Annotated in this window: 1 protein-coding gene; it reads right to left on the bottom strand. The window is 73.3% G+C overall.

Annotation, left to right across the window (positions count from 1 at the left end; all coding sequences use genetic code 11):
- Nucleotides 1–30 precede the first annotated feature (30 nt).
- A complete protein-coding gene (locus ACZ7OY_RS34130; RefSeq protein WP_471915051.1) occupies nt 31–18,693 on the bottom strand; it encodes a type I polyketide synthase in 18,663 nt (6,220 codons plus the stop codon).
- Nucleotides 18,694–18,722: the final 29 nt, after the last annotated feature.

Raw genomic sequence — 18,722 nt, 5'->3', positions numbered from 1 at the left:
CGGCTGTCGTCAAAGGTAGAGCGCCAAGAACTAGGAAATTTCTAGATCTTGATCGATCAGATCGAAGATGTCGTCGACCGTCGCGTCCTGGAGCTGCCGCTGCGCCTCGGCGGTCTCCGCGCCTTGCCCCGCGGCGGAGTTCACCAGGGACAACAGTTCCTGCAGCCGCCTCCGCACCCCGGTCCGGACCGTCTCCTCGGCGGAGGCGGACATCGAGATCACCGACTCCAGCCGGTCGAGTTCGCTGAACACCGACACCTCGTCCGGGCACGTCCCGCCGACGAGTTCGCTCCGCAGGTGGCGGGCGATCGCCTCGGGCGTCGGATGGTCGAAGACCAGCGTCGCGGGCAGGGTCAGGCCGGTGTCGGCGGTGAGCAGGTTGCGCAGCTCCACCGCGGTCAGGGAGTCGAAGCCGAGGTCCCGGAACGCCAGGTCCGGTTCCACCGCCGCGGATCCGCTGTGGCCCAGTACTGCCGCCGCGTGCACGCAGACCGTGTCCACGAGCAGGCGTTGCTGCTCGTCCTCGGAGAGCGTGGACAGCTTCGCCCTGAGCGCGGACGGCTCCGCGGCCTGCTCGGCGGGCTCCTCCGCAAGGGCGTCCCTGACCTCGGGCAGGTCGCTCAGCAGCGCGCTCGGCCTGCTGACGGTGAACGGGACGACGAACCTCTCCCAGTCCACGTCGGCCACGGTGAGCGTGCCGTCCCCGCCGCTCAGCGCACCGTGCAGCGCGGAGATCGCCCGCTCCGGCCGCAGCACGGTCAACCCGCGCTGCCGCAGCCGTTCCTCGTCCCCGGCGTCGGCGACCATACCGCCCTCGCCCCACGGGCCCCAGGCGATCGCCGTCGCGGCAAGGCCCCGGGCACGCCGGTGCTGCGCCAGGCCGTCGAGGAAGGCGTTCGCGGCCGAGTACGCGGCCTGCCCGCCGCCTCCCCACACCCCGGAGACGGAGGAGAAGAGGACGAAGGCGTCCAGTTCCTGATCTCCGAGCAGTTCGTGGAGGTGCACGGCCCCGAGGGCCTTCGCGGCGACCGTCGCGGCGAAGTCGCCCAGGTTCGTCTCGGCGAGCATGCCCGCTTCGGCGGTGCCGGCCGTGTGGACGACGGCGGTCACCGGGTGCTCGGCAAGCAGCGCGGCCAGCGCCTCACGGTCGGCCACGTCACAGGCGGCGACGGTCACGCGCACGCCCGTCTCCTCCAGTTCGCCCTTGAGGCGGACGGCGCCGGGGGCGTCGAGACCGCGGCGGCCGGCGAGCACCAGGTGCTCCGCACCCGCACCGGCGAGCCAGCGGGCCACGTGCCCGCCCAGCGCACCCGTACCACCGGTGACCAGGACGGTGCCGCGCGGCGACCACGAACGGCCGCCGCGGGCCGCGGGCAGACGAGACAGGCGCCGGGCGAACACCCCGCGGTCACGGATCGCGACCTGGTCCTCGGCCAACCGTTCCTCGGCTGACTGGCTGAGCACCGCGGCGAGGCGGTCGGCGACCCGGCCGTCGGCCGTGTCCGGGAGGTCGATCAGACCGCCCCAGCGCCGCGCGTGCTCCAGCGCCGCCACCCGGCCCAGACCCCAGACCAGGGACTGATACGGGTCAGCCACCTCATCGGCGGAGCTCACGCCCACCGCGTTCCGAGTCGCGCACCACAGCGGGGCGCCGATGCCCGTATCGCCCAGGGCCTGGATGAGCAGCACGGACAGCGTCACGCCGACGGGCATCACGGCGGCCTGCGAGGCGGCCTCGGGAGCGGCCTCGGCGTCGACGGCGAGCAGGGACAGGACGCCCGCCACGGTCTCGCCGCCGGCCGCTCGAACGAGTTGCGCGGTCAGGTCCTCACGGCAGGTGGCCGGCTCGACCGGGACCGGCAGTGGGGTCAGGCCCCGCGCGGTGAGCGCGCGGAGCCAGGCGGCGACCCAGTCGTCGCCGAGTTGCGCGGCGCTGATCGGAACCAGCCATATGCCGTTGCGGGCAGGGTCCGCCGGGGAGGGGTCGGGTATCGCTTTCCAGGTGACGCCGTAGCGCCAGCCGTCCACGGTGGACTGCTCCTTGCGCTGGCGGCGCCACGACGACAGCCTCGGCAGCACGTCGCTGAACTTGTCCCCGGCGTCGATGTCGAGGGTGTCGGCGAGGGCTCGCAGGTCCTCGCGCTCGACGGTCTCCCAGAACTCCGCGTCCACCGGATCCGCCACGGCGGTGGCAGCGGTTTCGGGGGCGTCGACCCAGTACCGCTCGTGCTGGAAGGCGTAGGTGGGCAGGTCGGTCTTCCGCGCACCGGCGAAGAATGTGTTCCAGTCCACGGACACGCCGTGCGTGTGCAGTTGGGCCAACGCCGTCACGAGTGCCTGCCGCTCGGAGCGTTCAGCTCGGAGTACGGGGATGGTGACGACGTCGTCCACACAGCCCTGCGCCAGGCCGCTCAGAACACCGCCGGGGCCGATCTCCACGAACGTGGTCACGCCCAACCCGCCCAGAGTCTCGACACCGTCGGCGAAGCGCACCGCTTCGCGCACATGCCGCACCCAGTACTCCGGCGTGTACGCCTCGGCCAGACGACCGGTGAGGTTCGAAACCACCGGAATCCGCGGCTCGTTGAAGACCAGACCGCCGACGACCTCGGCGAACTCCTCCAGCATCGGGTCCATCAGCGGCGAATGGAACGCATGGCTGACCTTCAACCGGGAGGTCTTGCGGCCCTGTTGCGCGAAGACCTCGGCGACCTCCAGCACGGCATCCTCGGCACCGGAAATCACAACGGACCGAGGCCCGTTGAGCGCCGCGATGCCGACGTCATCGGTCAGATGCGGCAGCACTTCCGCCTCGGTGGCCTGGACCGCCACCATCGCACCACCGGCGGGCAGGGCCTGCATCAACGCGGCACGCGCCGACACCAGCCTCACCGCATCGTCCAGCGACAGCACCCCGGCCACATGAGCGGCCGCGATCTCACCCACCGAATGCCCGGCCACGTAACCCGGCCGCACACCCCACGACTCCAGCAACCGGAACAACGCCACCTCCACCGCGAAAAGCGCGGGCTGGGCACACCCGGTCCGATGCAGAGTCTCGGCACCGACATCGACCGGCACCTCCAGACGCGCACACACCTCGTCATACGCATCGGCGAAGACCGGGAACGCCCCGTACAACTCCCGCCCCATACCGACCCGCTGCGAACCCTGACCCGAGAACAGGAAGCCGACCTTGCCCCCCGGGCGGCCCTGGACGACTCCGGGGGACGGCATTCCGGCTGCCAGGCGCTCCAGTCCACGACGGAAGTCGTCACCGCTCTCACCGATGACGGCCGCCCTGTGGCGCAGGGCGCTGCGGGTGGTGGCCAGCGAGAAGCCGACATCGGCCGGTGACGTGCCGTCCTCCGCGACGACCAACAGCCGTCGTGCCTGGCCGCGCAACGCAGCGCTGCTCTTGGCGGAGAGCACCCACGGCAGGAGCGCCGGGGCCGGGGCGGCGGTGACCTCTTCGGCCGGGGCCGGCGGGGCCTGTTCGATGATGGTGTGGGCGTTGGTGCCGCTGACGCCGAAGGACGAGACCGCGGCCCGGCGCGGGCGGTCCGACTCGGGCCAGTCGACGGCCTCGGTCAACAGCCGGACATCACCGGCCGACCAGTCCACGTGCGGCGTCGGCTCGTCGACATGCAAGGTCTGCGGGAGCACGCCGTGGCGCATCGCCATGACCATCTTGATCACACCGGCGACACCCGCGGCGGCCTGGGCGTGGCCGATGTTGGACTTGAGCGAGCCCAGCCACAGCGGCTGTCCCTCGGGGCGCTCCTGGCCGTACGTCGCGAGCAGTGCCTGCGCCTCGATCGGGTCGCCCAGCCTCGTGCCCGTGCCATGGGCCTCCACCGCGTCGACGTCGACGGTGGTGAGGCCCGCGGAGGTGAGTGCCTGCCGGATCACCCGCTGCTGCGCGGGGCCGTTGGGCGCGGTCAGACCGTTGGACGCCCCGTCCTGGTTGACGGCGCTGCCGCGAACCACCGCCAGCACCTGATGCCCGTTGCGGCGGGCGTCGGACAGCCGCTCCACCAGGAGCATGCCGACACCCTCCGCCCAGCCCGTGCCGTCGGCACCGGACGCGAACGCCTTGCACCGGCCGTCCGGCGACAGGCCGCGCTGGCGGCTGAACTCCACGAAGGCACGCGGGGTGGACATCACCATCACGCCCCCGGCCAGCGCCATGGAGCATTCGCCGTTACGGAGGGCCTGGACCGCCCAGTGCAGGGCCACGAGCGACGACGAGCACGCCGTGTCGACGGTGACGGCCGGTCCTTCCAGGCCGAGGGTGTAGGCGATACGGCCGGACATGATGCTCGCCGAGTTGCCCGTGCCGAAGAAGCCCTCGGAGTCGTCGATCGCGTTGAAGGCCTGGGCGGCGTAGTCCTGGTAGCCGGAGCCGACGAAAACTCCGGTACGGCTGCCGCGCACCGACTCCGCGTCGATGCCGGCCCGCTCGAACGTCTCCCACGTGGTCTCCAGCAGCAACCGCTGCTGCGGATCCATCGCCACCGCTTCACGCGGGCTGATCCCGAAGAACCCCGGGTCGAACTCCCCCGCCCCGTACAGGAATCCACCGCGGCGCGTGTACGTCTTGCCGGACGCGTCCGGGTCCGGGTCGTAGAGGTCCTCCACGTCCCAGCCCCGGTCCGCCGGGAACTCACCGACCGCGTCACCACCGGAGACCACCAACTGCCACAGATCCTCCGGCGAACGCACCCCGCCCGGATACCGGCAGGCCATACCGACGATCGCGATGGGGTCGTCGTCCTCGGCGGGTGCGGCCGCAGCTTCCGGTGCGGCCGCGCTGGTGAGGCCGGTGAGCTCGATGCGCAGCTGCCGGGCGAGTGCCTGGGCGTTGGGGTGGTCGAAGACCAGCGTGGGCGGCAGTGCGAGCCCGGTCTCGGCGTTGAGCTTGTTGCGCAGTTCGACGGCGGTCAGGGAGTCGAAGCCCAGGTCCTTGAAGGCCCGGTCGGCCTCGACCTCGCCGGCGCCGTCGTGGCCGAGGACGGCCGCCGCGTGGGTGCGGACGAGGTCGACCAGCAGCGCGTGCTGCTCGTTCTCGGGCATTGCGGTGAGGCGGTCGGCCAGGGGTGAGGCGGCGGCCGTGACGGGCCCGTCGGCCGTGCTGCCCGCAGTGAGGATCCGCTCGGCCTCCGGGAGGTCGCCGAGCAGGGCGCTCGGACGGCCCATGGTGAACGGGGGCAGGAACCGGTCCCAGTCGACGTCGGCCACTGTGGCGGTCGCCTCGCCGGAGTCCAGCGCCTGCCGGAGGCCGGCCACGGCGAGCGCGGCGGGCATCGGGATCAGGCCGCGGCGGCGCAGTCGTTCGTCCGCGCCGTCGGCCTCGGCCATGCCGCCGCCGGCCCACGGGCCCCAGGCCACGGAGATCGCCGGCAGGCCCTGGGCGCGGCGGCGTTCGGCGAGTCCGTCGAGCAGGGCGTTGGCCGCCGCGTAGGCGGCCTGGTGGCCGCTGCCCCACACGCCCGCGATGGACGAGAAGAGGACGAAGGCGTCGAGTTCCCGGCCGGCGAGGAGCGCGTCGAGGTGCAGGGCGCCGGCTGCCTTGGCGGACAGCACGTCGGCGAAGGAGCCCGGTGCCATGTCCTCCAGCGGCTCCAGGTGGTCCACGCCCGCGGTGTGGACGACGGCGTTGACCGGGTGCTCGGCGAGCAGCGCGGCCAGCGCCTCACGGTCGGCGACGTCGCACGCGGCGACGGTGACACGGACACCGGTCGCCTCCAGCTCCGCGAGGAGCCCGGCCGCGCCTGGCGCGTCGGGGCCGCGGCGGCCGGCGAGCACGAGGTGTTCGGCACCGGCACCGGCGAGCCAGCGAGCGACGTGCCCGCCCAGCGCACCCGTACCACCGGTGATCAGCACCGTGCCGCGCGGTGTCCACCGCTGCCCGGCCCGCGTGTTCCTGCGGGCGACGGTGTGGGACAGCCGGCGGCCGAACACACCGCGGGCGCGGATCGCGATCTGGTCCTCGGCCGACCGACCCCCTGCCGACCGTTCCTCGGCCGACCGGTCTCCTACCGACCGTTCCTCGGCCGACCGGCCGAGCACCGCGGCGAGACGGTCGGCGACCCGGTCGTCGACCGTGTCCGGGAGGTCGATCAGACCGCCCCAGCGCCGGGAATGCTCCAGCGCCGCCACCCGGCCCAGACCCCAGACGGCGTTCTGGGTGGCGCTCGGCACCGTGTCCGCACGGCCGGTGGACATGGCGGACCTGGTCAGCGCCCACAGCGGGGCGTCGATGCCCGCGTCGCCCAGGGCCTGGACGAGCGCGAGCGACAGCGCGGTGCCGACGGAGAGGTCCGGGTGTCCAATGTGGGGCCGCTCGTCGGTGCCGAGCAGGGAGATCACCCCGTCGACCGGGGTCTCCCGGACGGCGTCGCCGAGCTGCCGCAGCAGTGCGCCGCGGTCGGCGGCCGGGCCGACCGTCACCCGGAGCAACCGGGCCCCGCGGGCGGCGAGCCCGTCGGACACGGCGGCGGTCCACTCGGCGGCCTCCGTGGCCCTCGTGTCCCCTGCGTCCTCGGTGTCTTCAGTGTCCTGGGTGTCCTCGGTAACCAGGAACAGCCAGGCTCCCGACAGCTCGTGCGCCCGCAGACCGCTGAGCGGCTTCCAGCCCGTACGGTAGGACCAGCCTTCCACCACGGACTCCCGACGCTGCTGCCGGCGCCACGCGGACAGCCGGGGCAGCACCGCGTCCAGCTGCTCGGCGGGCAGGTCGAGGGTGGCGGCGAGGGACGCGGCGTCCTCGCGCTCCACCGTCTCCCAGAACCCGGCCTCCACGGCGTCGGTCCCCGCGACGGCGGCGGCCGCGGTCGCGGCGGTCTCCAGCCAGTACCGCTGGTGCTGGAAGGCGTAGGTGGGCAGGTCGGCGCGCCGGGCGCCGCGGCTGGCGAAGAACGCCCGCCAGTCGACGGGAACACCGTGCACGTGGAGTTGCGCGAGGGCGCCGGTGACCGCCTCCGGTTCGGGGCTGCCCGACCGCGCGGACGGAATGGTCACCGCGCCGTCCAGGCACCCCTGGGCCATGGCACTGAGGACCGTGCCGGGGCCGGTCTCCACGAACGTGGTCACGCCCAGCTCGCCCAGGGTCCGGATACCGTCGGCGAAGCGCACGGCCTCGCGGACGTGCCGGACCCAGTAGTCCGCCGTGTACGTGTCGATGAGCTCACCGGTGAGGTTCGAGACAACCGGTGTCCGGGGTGTCTCGAAGCGCAGACCGCCGACGACTCGGGCGAAGTCCGCCAGCACGGGGTCCATCAGCGGCGAGTGGAAGGCGTGGCTCACGGTGAGCCGGGAGGTCTTGCGGCCCTCCCGGGTGAAGTGGTCCGCGACGGCGGCTACGGCGGCCTCGGCTCCGGAGACCACGACGGACCGCGGGCCGTTGACCGCCGCGATGCCGAGGTCGTCGGTGAGGTGCGGCAGCACCTCGTCCTCGGTGGCCTGGACGGCGATCATCGCCCCGCCGGCGGGCAGGGCCTGCATCAGCGCGGCACGAACCGTCACCAGTGTGGCCGCGTCCTCCAGCGACAGGGCACCGGCCACGTGCGCGGCCGCGATCTCGCCCACGGAGTGCCCGGCCACGAAGTCCGGCCGCACGCCCCACGATTCGAGCAGGCGGTGCACGGCGACCTCGTGCGCGAACAGCGCGGGCTGGGTGAAGACGGTGCGGTTCAGCTCCTCGCCGTCCTCGTGACCGTTCTCGCCGAAGGCCACGTCCCGCAGTGGCCGGTCGAGGTGCCGGTCGAGATGGGCGCACACCTCGTCGTACGCCTCCGCGAAGACCGGGAACGCCTCGTACAGTTCCCGCCCCATGCCGATGCGCTGCGAGCCCTGCCCGGAGAACAGGAACCCGACCCGGCCGGCGCCGGCGCGGCCGAGGGCGACGCCGGGAGCGGGCACCCCGGCTGCCAGGGCCCGTAGGCCCTCGGCGATCCGGCTGCGGTCGGCACCGACCACGGCGGCGCGGTGCTCCAGGGCGGTCCGGGTGGTGGCCAGCGAGAAGCCGACGTCGGTGAGGGACGGTCCGGCGCCGTCGACGGTGAGGGACGGTTCGGCGCCGACAGCGGTGAGGGACGGTTCGGCGCCGACAGCGGTGAGGGACGGTTCGGCGCCGACAGCGGTGAGCGAGAGCAGGCGTTCGGCCTGGGCGCGCAGCGCGGCCTCGGACTTACCGGACAGCACCCACGGCACGGTCGCCGAGGCGACCTCGACCGGTGCGACGGCGGCCGGTTCGGCCGGTGGGGCCTGCTCGATGATGGTGTGGGCGTTGGTGCCGCTGACGCCGAAGGACGAGATCGCGGCCCGGCGCGGACGGTCCGTCTCCGGCCAGCCGACGGCGTCCGTCAGCAGCCGCACGGCACCCGCCGACCAGTCCACGTGCGGCGTAGGCTCGTCGGCGTGCAGCGTCCGCGGAAGGACGCCGTGGCGCATCGCCATCACCATCTTGATCACACCGGCCACGCCGGACGCCGCCTGGGCATGGCCGATGTTGGACTTCAGCGAACCGAGCCACAGCGGCCGGTCCCGCGGGCGCTCCTGGCCGTACGTGGCGAGCAGCGCCTGCGCCTCGATCGGGTCGCCCAGAGCGGTGCCCGTACCGTGCGCCTCCACCGCGTCGACGTCGGCCTCGGTGAGCCCGGCGGAGGCCAGGGCCTGCCGGATGACCCGCTGCTGCGCCGGGCCGTTGGGCGCGGTCAGCCCGTTCGACGCGCCGTCCTGGTTCACAGCACTGCCCCGTACCACCGCCAGGACCTCGTGGCCGTTGTGCACGGCGTCGGACAGGCGCTCCACGAGCACCACACCCACACCCTCCGCCCAGCCCGTGCCGTCCGCGCCCGCGCCGAACGCCTTGCACCGGCCGTCGGGCGACAGACCGCGCTGACGGCTGAACTCCACGAACGCGGCCGGTACGGCCATGACGTTCACCCCGCCCGCGACGGCCATCGTGCTCTCGCCGTTGCGCAGCGACTGGATGGCCAGGTGCAGGGCGACCAGCGAGGACGAGCAGGCCGTGTCGACGGTGACGGCCGGGCCCTCCAGGCCGAACGAATACGCCACGCGCCCGGAGACGACGCTCGCGGCGCTGCCGGTGAGCAGGTGGCCCTCGACGCCTTCCGGGACCTGCGGCAGGCCCGCGCCATAACCCTGGTAGGACATGCCGACGAACACGCCGGTGCGGCTGCCCTTCAAAGAGGCCGGGTCGATACCGGCCCGCTCGAACGCCTCCCACGAGGCCTCCAGCAGCAGTCGCTGCTGCGGGTCCATCGCGAGCGCCTCGCGCGGCGAGATCCCGAACAGCGCGGCGTCGAAGTCGCCGGCGTCGTAGAGGAAGCCGCCGTCGCGCGCGTACGTCCTGCCAGGAGTGCCCGGGTCGGGGTCGTAGAGGGCCTCGACGTCCCAGCCGCGGTCCTCGGGGAAGCCGGAGATCGCGTCGCCGCCGGCCATCACGAGCTGCCACAGGTCCTCGGGCGAGCCGACGCCACCGGGAAGGCGGCAGCTCATGGCCACGATCGCGATGGGCTCGTCGCCGACGGCGGCGGTGCGCTGCTCCTGCGGCACGGCGTCCTGCGAACCGAGCAGTCCGGCGCGCAGGAACCGGGCCAGGGTCGTGGCGTCGGGGTGGTCGAAGACCAGGGTGGTGGGGAGCTTCAGGCCGGTGTCGGCCGTGAGCTTGTTGCGCAGTTCGACGGCGGTGAGGGAGTCGAAGCCGAGGTCGTTGAAGGCCCGGCCGGGCTCCACCGCCGCGGCGTCCTCGTGGCCGAGCACGGCGGCCGCGTGCGTGCGGACGAGATCCACCAGCGTGCGGTCCTGCTCGCCCGCGGACAGCCCGGTCAGCTTCGCGGCGAGCGCGTTTCCGGCTTCGGCTCCGCCGGAGTCCGGCGCCTCCAGGGCGCGGCGCGCCTCGGGTACGTCGGAGAACAGGGCGCTGGGGCGGACGACGGTGAACGGGCCGATGAACCGCTCCCACTCGAAGTCCGCGACGGTGAGGGCGGTGTCGCCGTCGGCCAGCGCCTGCTGGAGGGCGGAGACCGCGAGGGCGGGCCGCATGGGCGGCAGGCCTCGGCGGCGCAGCATCTCCTCTCCGTCGCCGACGTCGGCCATGCCTCCTTCGGCCCAGCCGCCCCAGGAGACGGCGAGCGCGGTGCGTCCGTGGGCCCGCCGGTGCTCGGCGAGGGCGTCCAGGTAGGCGTTGGCGGCCGCGTAGGCGCCCTGGCCTGCGCCGCCCCAGATGCCGGCGCCCGAGGAGAACATGACGAACGCGTCGAGTTCCTGACCGGCCAGCAGTTCGTCCAGGTGCGTGGCACCCGCGGCCTTGGCCGCCACCGTGCCGGCGAACCCGGCCGCATCGGAGTCCTCGATCATGGCGTGGTCGCCGACGCCGGCGGCATGGACGACGGCGTTGACGGGGTGCTCGGCCAGCAGCGCTTGCAGGGCGTCACGGTCGGCCGCGTCACAGGCCACGACGGTCGCGGCCGCGCCGAGCTCCTCCAGCTCCGCGACGAGCTCCGCGGCGCCGGGCGCCGCGGGGCCTCGGCGGCTGGTGAGCACCAGATGCTCCGCACCCGCGTCGGCGAGCCAGCGGGCGACGTGCCCGCCCAGCGCACCCGTACCACCGGTGATCAGCACCGTACCGCGCGGCGACCACTTCCGGGCGGGGCCGGTCGCGCGGGCGGCCCGGACGAGCCGGCGCCCGAAGACACCCGAGGCGCGGACCGCCACCTGGTCCTCGACCGTCTGGCCGAGGACGGCGGCCACCCGAGCCGCAGTGCGGGCGTCCAGCAGATCAGGAAGGTCGAGCAGACCGCCCCAGCGCTGCGGGTGTTCCAGCGCCGCCGCGCGGCCGAAGCCCCACACCTGCGACTGCAGCGGGCGGTCCACGCGGTCGGAGCGGCCGGTGGCCACCGCGCCGCGCGTGGCGCACCACAGTGGGACGTCGACACCCGCGTCGCCGAGCGCCTGCACCAGGCAGAGGGTCGCGGCGAGGCCGTGCGACAGGCCGGGGTGACCGGCCGAGGCACTCTCGTCCTCGGCGAGCAGGGACAGCACGCCGGTCAGCGGCCCGACGCCCGCCAGTTCGCGGACCAGCGTCCCGCGGTCGGTGCCGGGACCGGCGACGAGCGTCACCAGTTCCAGGCCGCGCTCGCCGAGCGCGGTGCGCACCGAGGCGGTCCACTCGCTCTCGCCGGCCACGACGAGCAGCCAGGTCCCGGACGCGCCGGGCTGAGGAAGCGGCCCGAGCGGCTTCCATGTGACGCGGTAGCGCCAGCCGTCGACCACGGTCTGCTCGCGGCGCTGACGGCGCCACGCGGACAGCCGGGGCAGGAGCGCGCTCAGCGAGGCGTCCGCATCGACGCCCAGGGTCGCGGCGAGGGACTCCGCGTCCTCGCGCTCCACGCTGTCCCAGAAGCCGGAGTCCGCCGCGTCGGCCGGGGTGACCGCGGCCAGACCCTCGTCCCCGTCCTCGTCCGCGTCCAGCCAGAAGCGCTCGCGCTGGAAGGCGTAGGTGGGCAGGGTGACGCGGTGAGCGCCGGGGAAGAGGGCCTGCCAGTCCACTTCGGCGCCGCTGACGTGCAGTTCGGCGAGCGCGGTGACGGCGGCCTGCTGCTCGGGGCGGTCTGCTCGGAGTACGGGGATGGTGACGACGTCGTCCACACAGCCCTGCGCCAGGCCGCTCAGAACACCGCCGGGACCGATCTCCACGAACGTGGTCACGCCCAGATCGCCGAGGGTCTTGATGCCGTCGGCGAAGCGCACCGCTTCGCGCACGTGCCGCACCCAGTACTCCGGCGTGTACGCCTCGGCCAGACGACCGGTGAGGTTAGAAACCACCGGAATCCGCGACTCGTTGAAGACCAGACCGCCGACGACCTCCCCGAACTCCTCCAGCATCGGCTCCATCAACGGCGAATGGAACGCGTGACTGACCTTCAACCGGGACGTCTTACGCCCCTGAGCGGCGAACACCTCGGCAATCGCCCCAACCGCGTCCTCCGCACCCGAAATGACCACAGAGCCAGGGCCGTTGACCGCCGCGATGCCGACCTCGTCGGTCAGATGCGGCAGCACCTCGTCCTCGGTCGCCTGCACCGCGACCATCGCACCACCAGCGGGCAGGGCCTCCATCAACGCGGCACGTGCCGACACCAGCTTCACCGCGTCGTCCAGCGACAGCACCCCGGCCACATGCGCGGCCGCGATCTCACCCACCGAATGCCCGGCCACGTAATCCGGCCGCACACCCCACGATTCGAGAAGCCGGAACAACGCCACCTCGAGGGCGAACAACGCGGGCTGAGCACACCCGGTCCGATGCAAGGTCTCGGCCTCGACATCGACCGGCACCTCCAGACGCGCACACACCTCGTCATACGCATCGGCGAAAACGGGGAACGCCCCATACAACTCACGCCCCATACCGACCCGCTGCGAACCCTGACCCGAGAACAGGAAGCCGACCTTGCCCCCCGGGCGGGCGCGCCCCAGCGTCACGTTCGCCGCCTGTCGGCCCGCGGCGAGGGCGGTGAGGGCTTGCCGGAGCTTGTCCGAGCCCTCTGCCAGGAGCACCGCGCGGTCCTCGAACGTCTCGCGGGCGGCCAGGGAGAGGCCGATGTCGGAAGCCGTCCAGCAGTCGTTCGCGTCGAGGTGGCCGGTCAGCCGGGCCGCCTGGGCACGCAGCGCCCGCTCGCCCTTGCCCGACAGCACCCACGGCACGAGCGCGCCGGAGTCGGGCGTGGGAGGCAACTCCTGCGTGGCGGGGGCCTGCTCGATGATGGTGTGAGCGTTGGTGCCGCTGACGCCGAAGGACGAGACCGCGGCCCGGCGCGGACGGTCCGACTCGGGCCAGTCGACGGCCTCCGTCAGCAGCCGCACGGCGCCCGCCGACCAGTCCACGTGCGGCGTCGGCTCGTCCACGTGCAGCGTCTGCGGCAGCACACCGTGCCGCATCGCCATGACCATCTTGATCACACCGGCGACACCCGCGGCGGCCTGCGTGTGGCCGATGTTGGACTTCAACGAACCGAGCAGAAGCGGCCGTTCACGCTCTTGTCCGTAGGTCGCAAGGAGCGCCTGCGCCTCGATCGGGTCGCCCAGCGTCGTGCCCGTACCGTGCGCCTCGACGACATCCACATCGCCCGGAGCGAGCCCGGCGGAGGCCAGGGCCTGCCGGATGACCCGCTGCTGTGCCGGGCCGTTGGGCGCGGTCAGCCCGTTGGACGCCCCGTCCTGGTTCACGGCACTGCCCCGCACCACCGCCAGCACCTCGTGACCGTTGCGCACGGCGTCGGAGAAGCGCTCCACGAGCACCACACCCACACCCTCCGCCCAGCCCGTGCCGTCCGCGCCCGCGCCGAACGCCTTGCACCGTCCGTCGGGCGACAGACCGCGCTGACGGCTGAACTCCACGAAAACGCTCGGACTGGCCATGACGGTGACGCCGCCAGCCAGCGCCATCGTGCATTCGCCGTTGCGCAGCGACTGCATCGCCAGGTGCAGGGCGACCAGGGACGACGAGCAGGCCGTGTCGATCGTGACGGCGGGCCCTTCAAGTCCGAAGGTGTAGGCCACCCGGCCGGAGACGACGCTGGACGCACCGCCGACGAGCCGGTGTCCTTCGACGCCTTCCGGCGTGCGGCGCACCTCGGCTCCGTAGCCCTGGTAGGCCATGCCGACGAAGACGCCGGTGCGGCTGCCGCGCAGCTGCGCGGGGGCGATCCCGGCCCGCTCGAAGGCCTCCCAGGAGGTCTCCAGCAGCAGGCGCTGCTGCGGGTCCATCGCCAGGGCCTCACGCGGAGAGATCCCGAAGAAGTCGGCGTCGAAGTCGGTGGCGTCGTAGAGGAAGCCGCCGTCGCGCGCGTACGTCCTGCCGGGGCGATCGGGGTCGGGGTCGTAGAGGGCCTCGACGTCCCAGCCGCGGTTCGACGGGAACGCGGAGATGGCGTCGCCGCCGGACATCACCAGGTCCCACAGCGCTTCGGGCGAGTCGACGCCGCCGGGCAGGTGGCAGCTCATCGCCACGATGGCGATGGGCTCGTCGTCGGCGGCCCCGTGCCGCTCCTGCTCCACCGCGGCCTTCGATCCGAGCAGCTCGCTCTGCAGGAAGCGGGCGAGCGCCGTGGCGTTGGGGTGGTCGAAGACCAGCGTGGGCGGCAGCGCGAGACCGGTCGCCGTGTTCACCTTGTTGCGGAGTTCGACGGCGGTCAGGGAGTCGAAGCCGAGGTCCTTGAACGCCCGGTCGGGCTCGACCTCCGCCGCCGAGGAGTGGCCCAGGACGGCCGCGACGTGCCCGCGGACCAGGTCGATCAAGGTCTTCGTGCGCTCGGCCTCCGGCAGGCCGGCGAGCCGGGCCGCCAGGGGCGCGGCGCCGGTGGCGGCGGCCGGTGCGGTGGTGCCGGCGTGCTGCACCTCGGGCAACTCGGACAGCAGGGCGCTCGGGCGGCCGAGGGTGAACGGTCCGATGAACCGTTCCCAGTCGATGTCGGCCACGACGACCGCGGTGTCGTCGCAGTCCAGGGCACGCTGGACCGCGGTCACGGCGCGTGCGGCGGGCAGGGTGACGACGCCGCGGCGGCGCAGGTGCTCCTCGTCGGCGTCGGTGACCATGCCGCCGTCGGCCCACGGGCCCCAGGCGATCGCGGTCGCGGCCAGGCCCCGAGCCCTCCGCCGCGCCGCGAGCCCGTCGAGGAAGGCGTTGCCGGCCGCGTAGGCGGTCTGCATTCCGCTGCCCCATACGCCGGCGATCGAGGAGAACATCACGAAGGCGTCGAGCTCGCGGTCGCCGAGCAGTTCGTCCAGGTGCGCGGCGCCGCCGGCCTTGGCCGCCACCGTGCGGGCGAAGTCGGCCGGCGTCAACTCGTCGAAGGGGGCGAACTGTTCCACACCCGCGGCGTGGAAGACGGAGCTGAAGGTGTACTCGGCGAGCAGCGCCGTCACCGCGTCGCGGTCGGCGACATCGCACACGGCGAGGGTGACCCGCGCTCCCGTCTGCTCCAGTTCGGCCTTGAGCTCGGTCGCGCCGGGCGCGTCGGCGCCGCGGCGGCTCGTGAGCACCAGGTGCTCCGCACCGGCACCGGCGAGCCAGCGGGCGACGTGCCCGCCCAGCGCACCCGTACCACCGGTGATCAGCACCGTGCCGCGCGGCGACCAGGGCCGGCCGGCACCGCTTCGGGCGTGGGCCAGCCGGGCGGTGAACACGCCGGTGGCGCGGACGGCGACCTGGTCCTCCTGGCCATCGGCAGCGCCGGCTCCCTGCCCCAATACGGCGGCGACACGGCCGGCGGCGCGCTCGTCGACGGCCGCGGGCAGGTCGATCAGGCCGCCCCAGCGCCGGGGGTGTTCCAGGGCCAGGGCGCGGCCGAGGCCCCATACCTGGTTCTGCACCGCGCTGAGCGGTGCGTCGTCGGAGCGGCCGGTGGCGGCCGCGCCACGGGTGGCGCACCACAGCGGCGCGTCGATGCCGGCGTCGCCGAGTGCCTGGGCCAGGGCCACGGTCTGCGCGAAGCCCCGGGAGAGCGCGGGGTGTTCGGGCGAGGGGGTCTCGTCGGTCGCCAGCAGCGACAGGACGCCGTCGAGCGATCCCGCTTCGGCCACGGCCCGGGTCAGCTCGCCGGCCAGGGACGTGCGATCGGCGTCGGCGCCGACCGTCAGCGGGATCAGGTGCGCGCCGCGTCCGGCCAGGGCCGCGCGGACCGTGTCGGCCCACTCGTCGCCCTCGGGCGCGGCGAACAGCCATGTGCTGCCGGAGAGGTCGCCTGCGGACGGACCGTTCAGCGGCTGCCAGGCCAGCTGGTAGCGCCAGCCGTCCACGACGGACCGCTCGCGCCGCCGGCGCCGCCAGGCCGACAACTTCGGGACCACGACGTCCAGTTCCTTGGGGCTCAGCCCCAGCGTGGCGGCCAGGGACTGGGCGTCCTCCCGCTCGACGCTCGCCCAGAACTCGGCGTCGACCGCGTCCACGGCGGCCGTCTCGGCCTCGGGGGCCTCAAGCCAGTAGCGCTGCTGCTGGAAGGCGTACGTGGGCAGGTCGACGCGCCGGGCGCCCGGGAAGAAGGCCTGCCAGTCCACTTCGGCGCCGCTGACGTGCAGTTCGGCGAGCGCGGTGACGGCGGCCTGCTGCTCGGGGCGGTCACCTCGGAGTACGGGGATGGTGACGACGTCGTCCACACAGCCCTGCGCCAGGCCGCTGAGGACACTGCCGGGGCCGATCTCCACGAACGTGGTCACACCCAGCTCGTGCAGGGTCCGCACCCCGTCGGCGAAACGGACCGCTTCACGGACGTGCCGGACCCAGTATTCGGGGGTGTAGGGCTCGGCCAGACGACCGGTGAGGTTCGAAACCACGGGAATCCGCGGCTCGTTGAAGACCAGACTGCCGACGACCTCGGCGAACTCCTCCAGCATCGGATCCATCAACGGCGAGTGGAACGCATGGCTGACCTTCAACCGGGAGGTCTTGCGGCCCTGTTGCGCGAAGACCTCGGCGATCTCCAGCACGGCGTCCTCGGCACCGGAGATCACAACGGACTGCGGGCCGTTGACCGCCGCGATGCCCGTGCCGTCGGTCAGATGCGGCAGCACCTCGTCCTCGGTCGCCTGCACCGCCACCATCGCACCGCCCGCAGGCAACGCCTGCATCAGCGCAGCTCGCGCCGACACCAGCCTCGCCGCGTCCTCCAGCGACAACACGCCCGCGACATGAGCGGCCGCGATCTCACCGACCGAATGCCCGGCCACGTAATCGGGCCGCACACCCCACGACTCCAGCAGACGGAACAGCGCCACCTCGACCGCGAACAACGCCGGCTGGGTGCAACCGGTCCGGTCGAGCTGCTCCGCGTCCGCGTCCGGTGTGAGGTCGAGGTGGGCGCGGATCTCGTCGTAGGCGGCGGCGAACGCCGGGAAGGCGTCGTAGAGTTCGCGGCCCATGCCGACTCGCTGCGAGCCCTGGCCGGAGAACAGGAAGCCGGTCTTGCCGCCGTGCCGGGCCGCGTTGTGGACGACGGCCGCGGACGGCGTACCGGATGCCAATGCCCGTACGCCTTCTATGAGTTCCTCCAGGTTCTCGCCGACGACGGCTGCCCGGCGGTCCCAGGCGGTGCGCGTCGTGGCGAGGGAGAAGCCGAGGTCGGCCGGGGTGCTCCCGGGGCCGCTCCGGCCGTCCTCCAGGAAGGAGAGCAGACGCTCCGCCTGGGCGCGCAGGGCCGCGTCGCTCTTCGCCGAGAGCACCCACGGCAGCGGGCCGGCGTTCGGGGCCGCGGCCGGCTCCACGGCGGGCTCTTCGTCGAGGGCCGGGGCCTGCTCGATGATCAGGTGCGCGTTGGTGCCGCTGACGCCGAAGGACGAGACCGCCGCGCGGCGGGGGCGGTCCGACTCGGGCCACTGGACGGCCTCGGTCAGGAGCCTGACGCCGCCCGCCGACCAGTCGACCTGGGCGGTCGGCTCGTCCACGTGCAGCGTCTGCGGCAGGACGCCGTTGCGGAGGGCCATCACCATCTTGATCACACCGGCGACGCCCGCGGCGGCCTGTGTGTGACCGATGTTGGACTTGACGGATCCCAGCCACAGCGGCCGCTCGCCCGAGTGCTCGTGACCGTACGTGGCGAGCAGTGCCTCCGCCTCGATCGGGTCGCCGAGCGTGGTGGCCGTGCCGTGCGCCTCGACCGCGTCGACCTGGGAGGCGGTCAGTCGTGCGTTCTCCAGCGCCTGCCGGATCACGCGCTCCTGCGACGGGCCGTTCGGGGCCGTGAGGCCGTTGGAGGCGCCGTCCTGGTTGACGGCGCTGCCGCGGATGACGGCGAGCACGTCGTGGCCGAGCCGGCGGGCGTCGGACAGCCGCTCCAGCAGGAGCACGCCGACGCCCTCGGACATGCCCGTGCCGTCGGCGGTCGAGGAGAACGCGCGGCAGCGGCCGTCGGACGACAGGCCGCGTTGCGCACTGAACGCGATGAAGGTGTTCGGCGTGGCCATCACGGTCACGCCGCCGGCCAGGGCCATCGAGCACTCGCCGCGGCGCAGCGCCTGGGCGGCCAGGTGGAGCGCCACCAGCGAGGACGAGCAGGCCGTGTCGACGGTGACCGCCGGGCCTTCGAGACCGAGGACGTAGGAGATGCGGCCGGACACCACGGCTGCGGTGTTCGCGGTGACGAGGTGGGCCTCGATGTCGCTGTCGCCCTGCCGCTGGAGGTAGGCGTGGTCCTGGCCGTTGGTGCCGACGAACACACCGGCCCGGGTGCCGCGTGCGGTGACGGGGTCGATGCCCGCGCTTTCGAAGGCCTCCCAGGAGGTCTGCAGGAGCAGCCGCTGCTGCGGGTCCATGACCAGTGCCTCGCGGGGGGAGATCCCGAAGAACGCGGGGTCGAACTCGCCGGCGTCGTGGAGGAATCCGCCCTCGCGCACGTACGTGCGGCCCGTCCGCCCGGGCTCGGGGTCGTAGATCGTGTCCAGGTCCCAGCCGCGGTCGGTGGGGAACCCGGACACTCCGTCGCCGCCCGAGGCGACCAGTTGCCACAGGTCTTCGGGCGAGCCGACGCCGCCCGGGTAGCGGCAGGCCATCCCGACGACGGCGATGGGCTCGGTGTCCTTCGCCTCCAGCTCACCCAGCTGCCTGCGGGTCTGGCGCAGGTCCACCGTCACGCGCTTGAGGTAATCCCTGAGCTTGTCGTCGTTCGACATGTTTTACGTCCTCGGTAGCAGTGCGTGAG

This window comes from Streptomyces sp. NPDC107559 (assembly GCF_055657365.1).
Note: the sequence above shows the minus strand (reverse complement) of the source record. Positions and strands in the feature narration are given on the sequence as shown.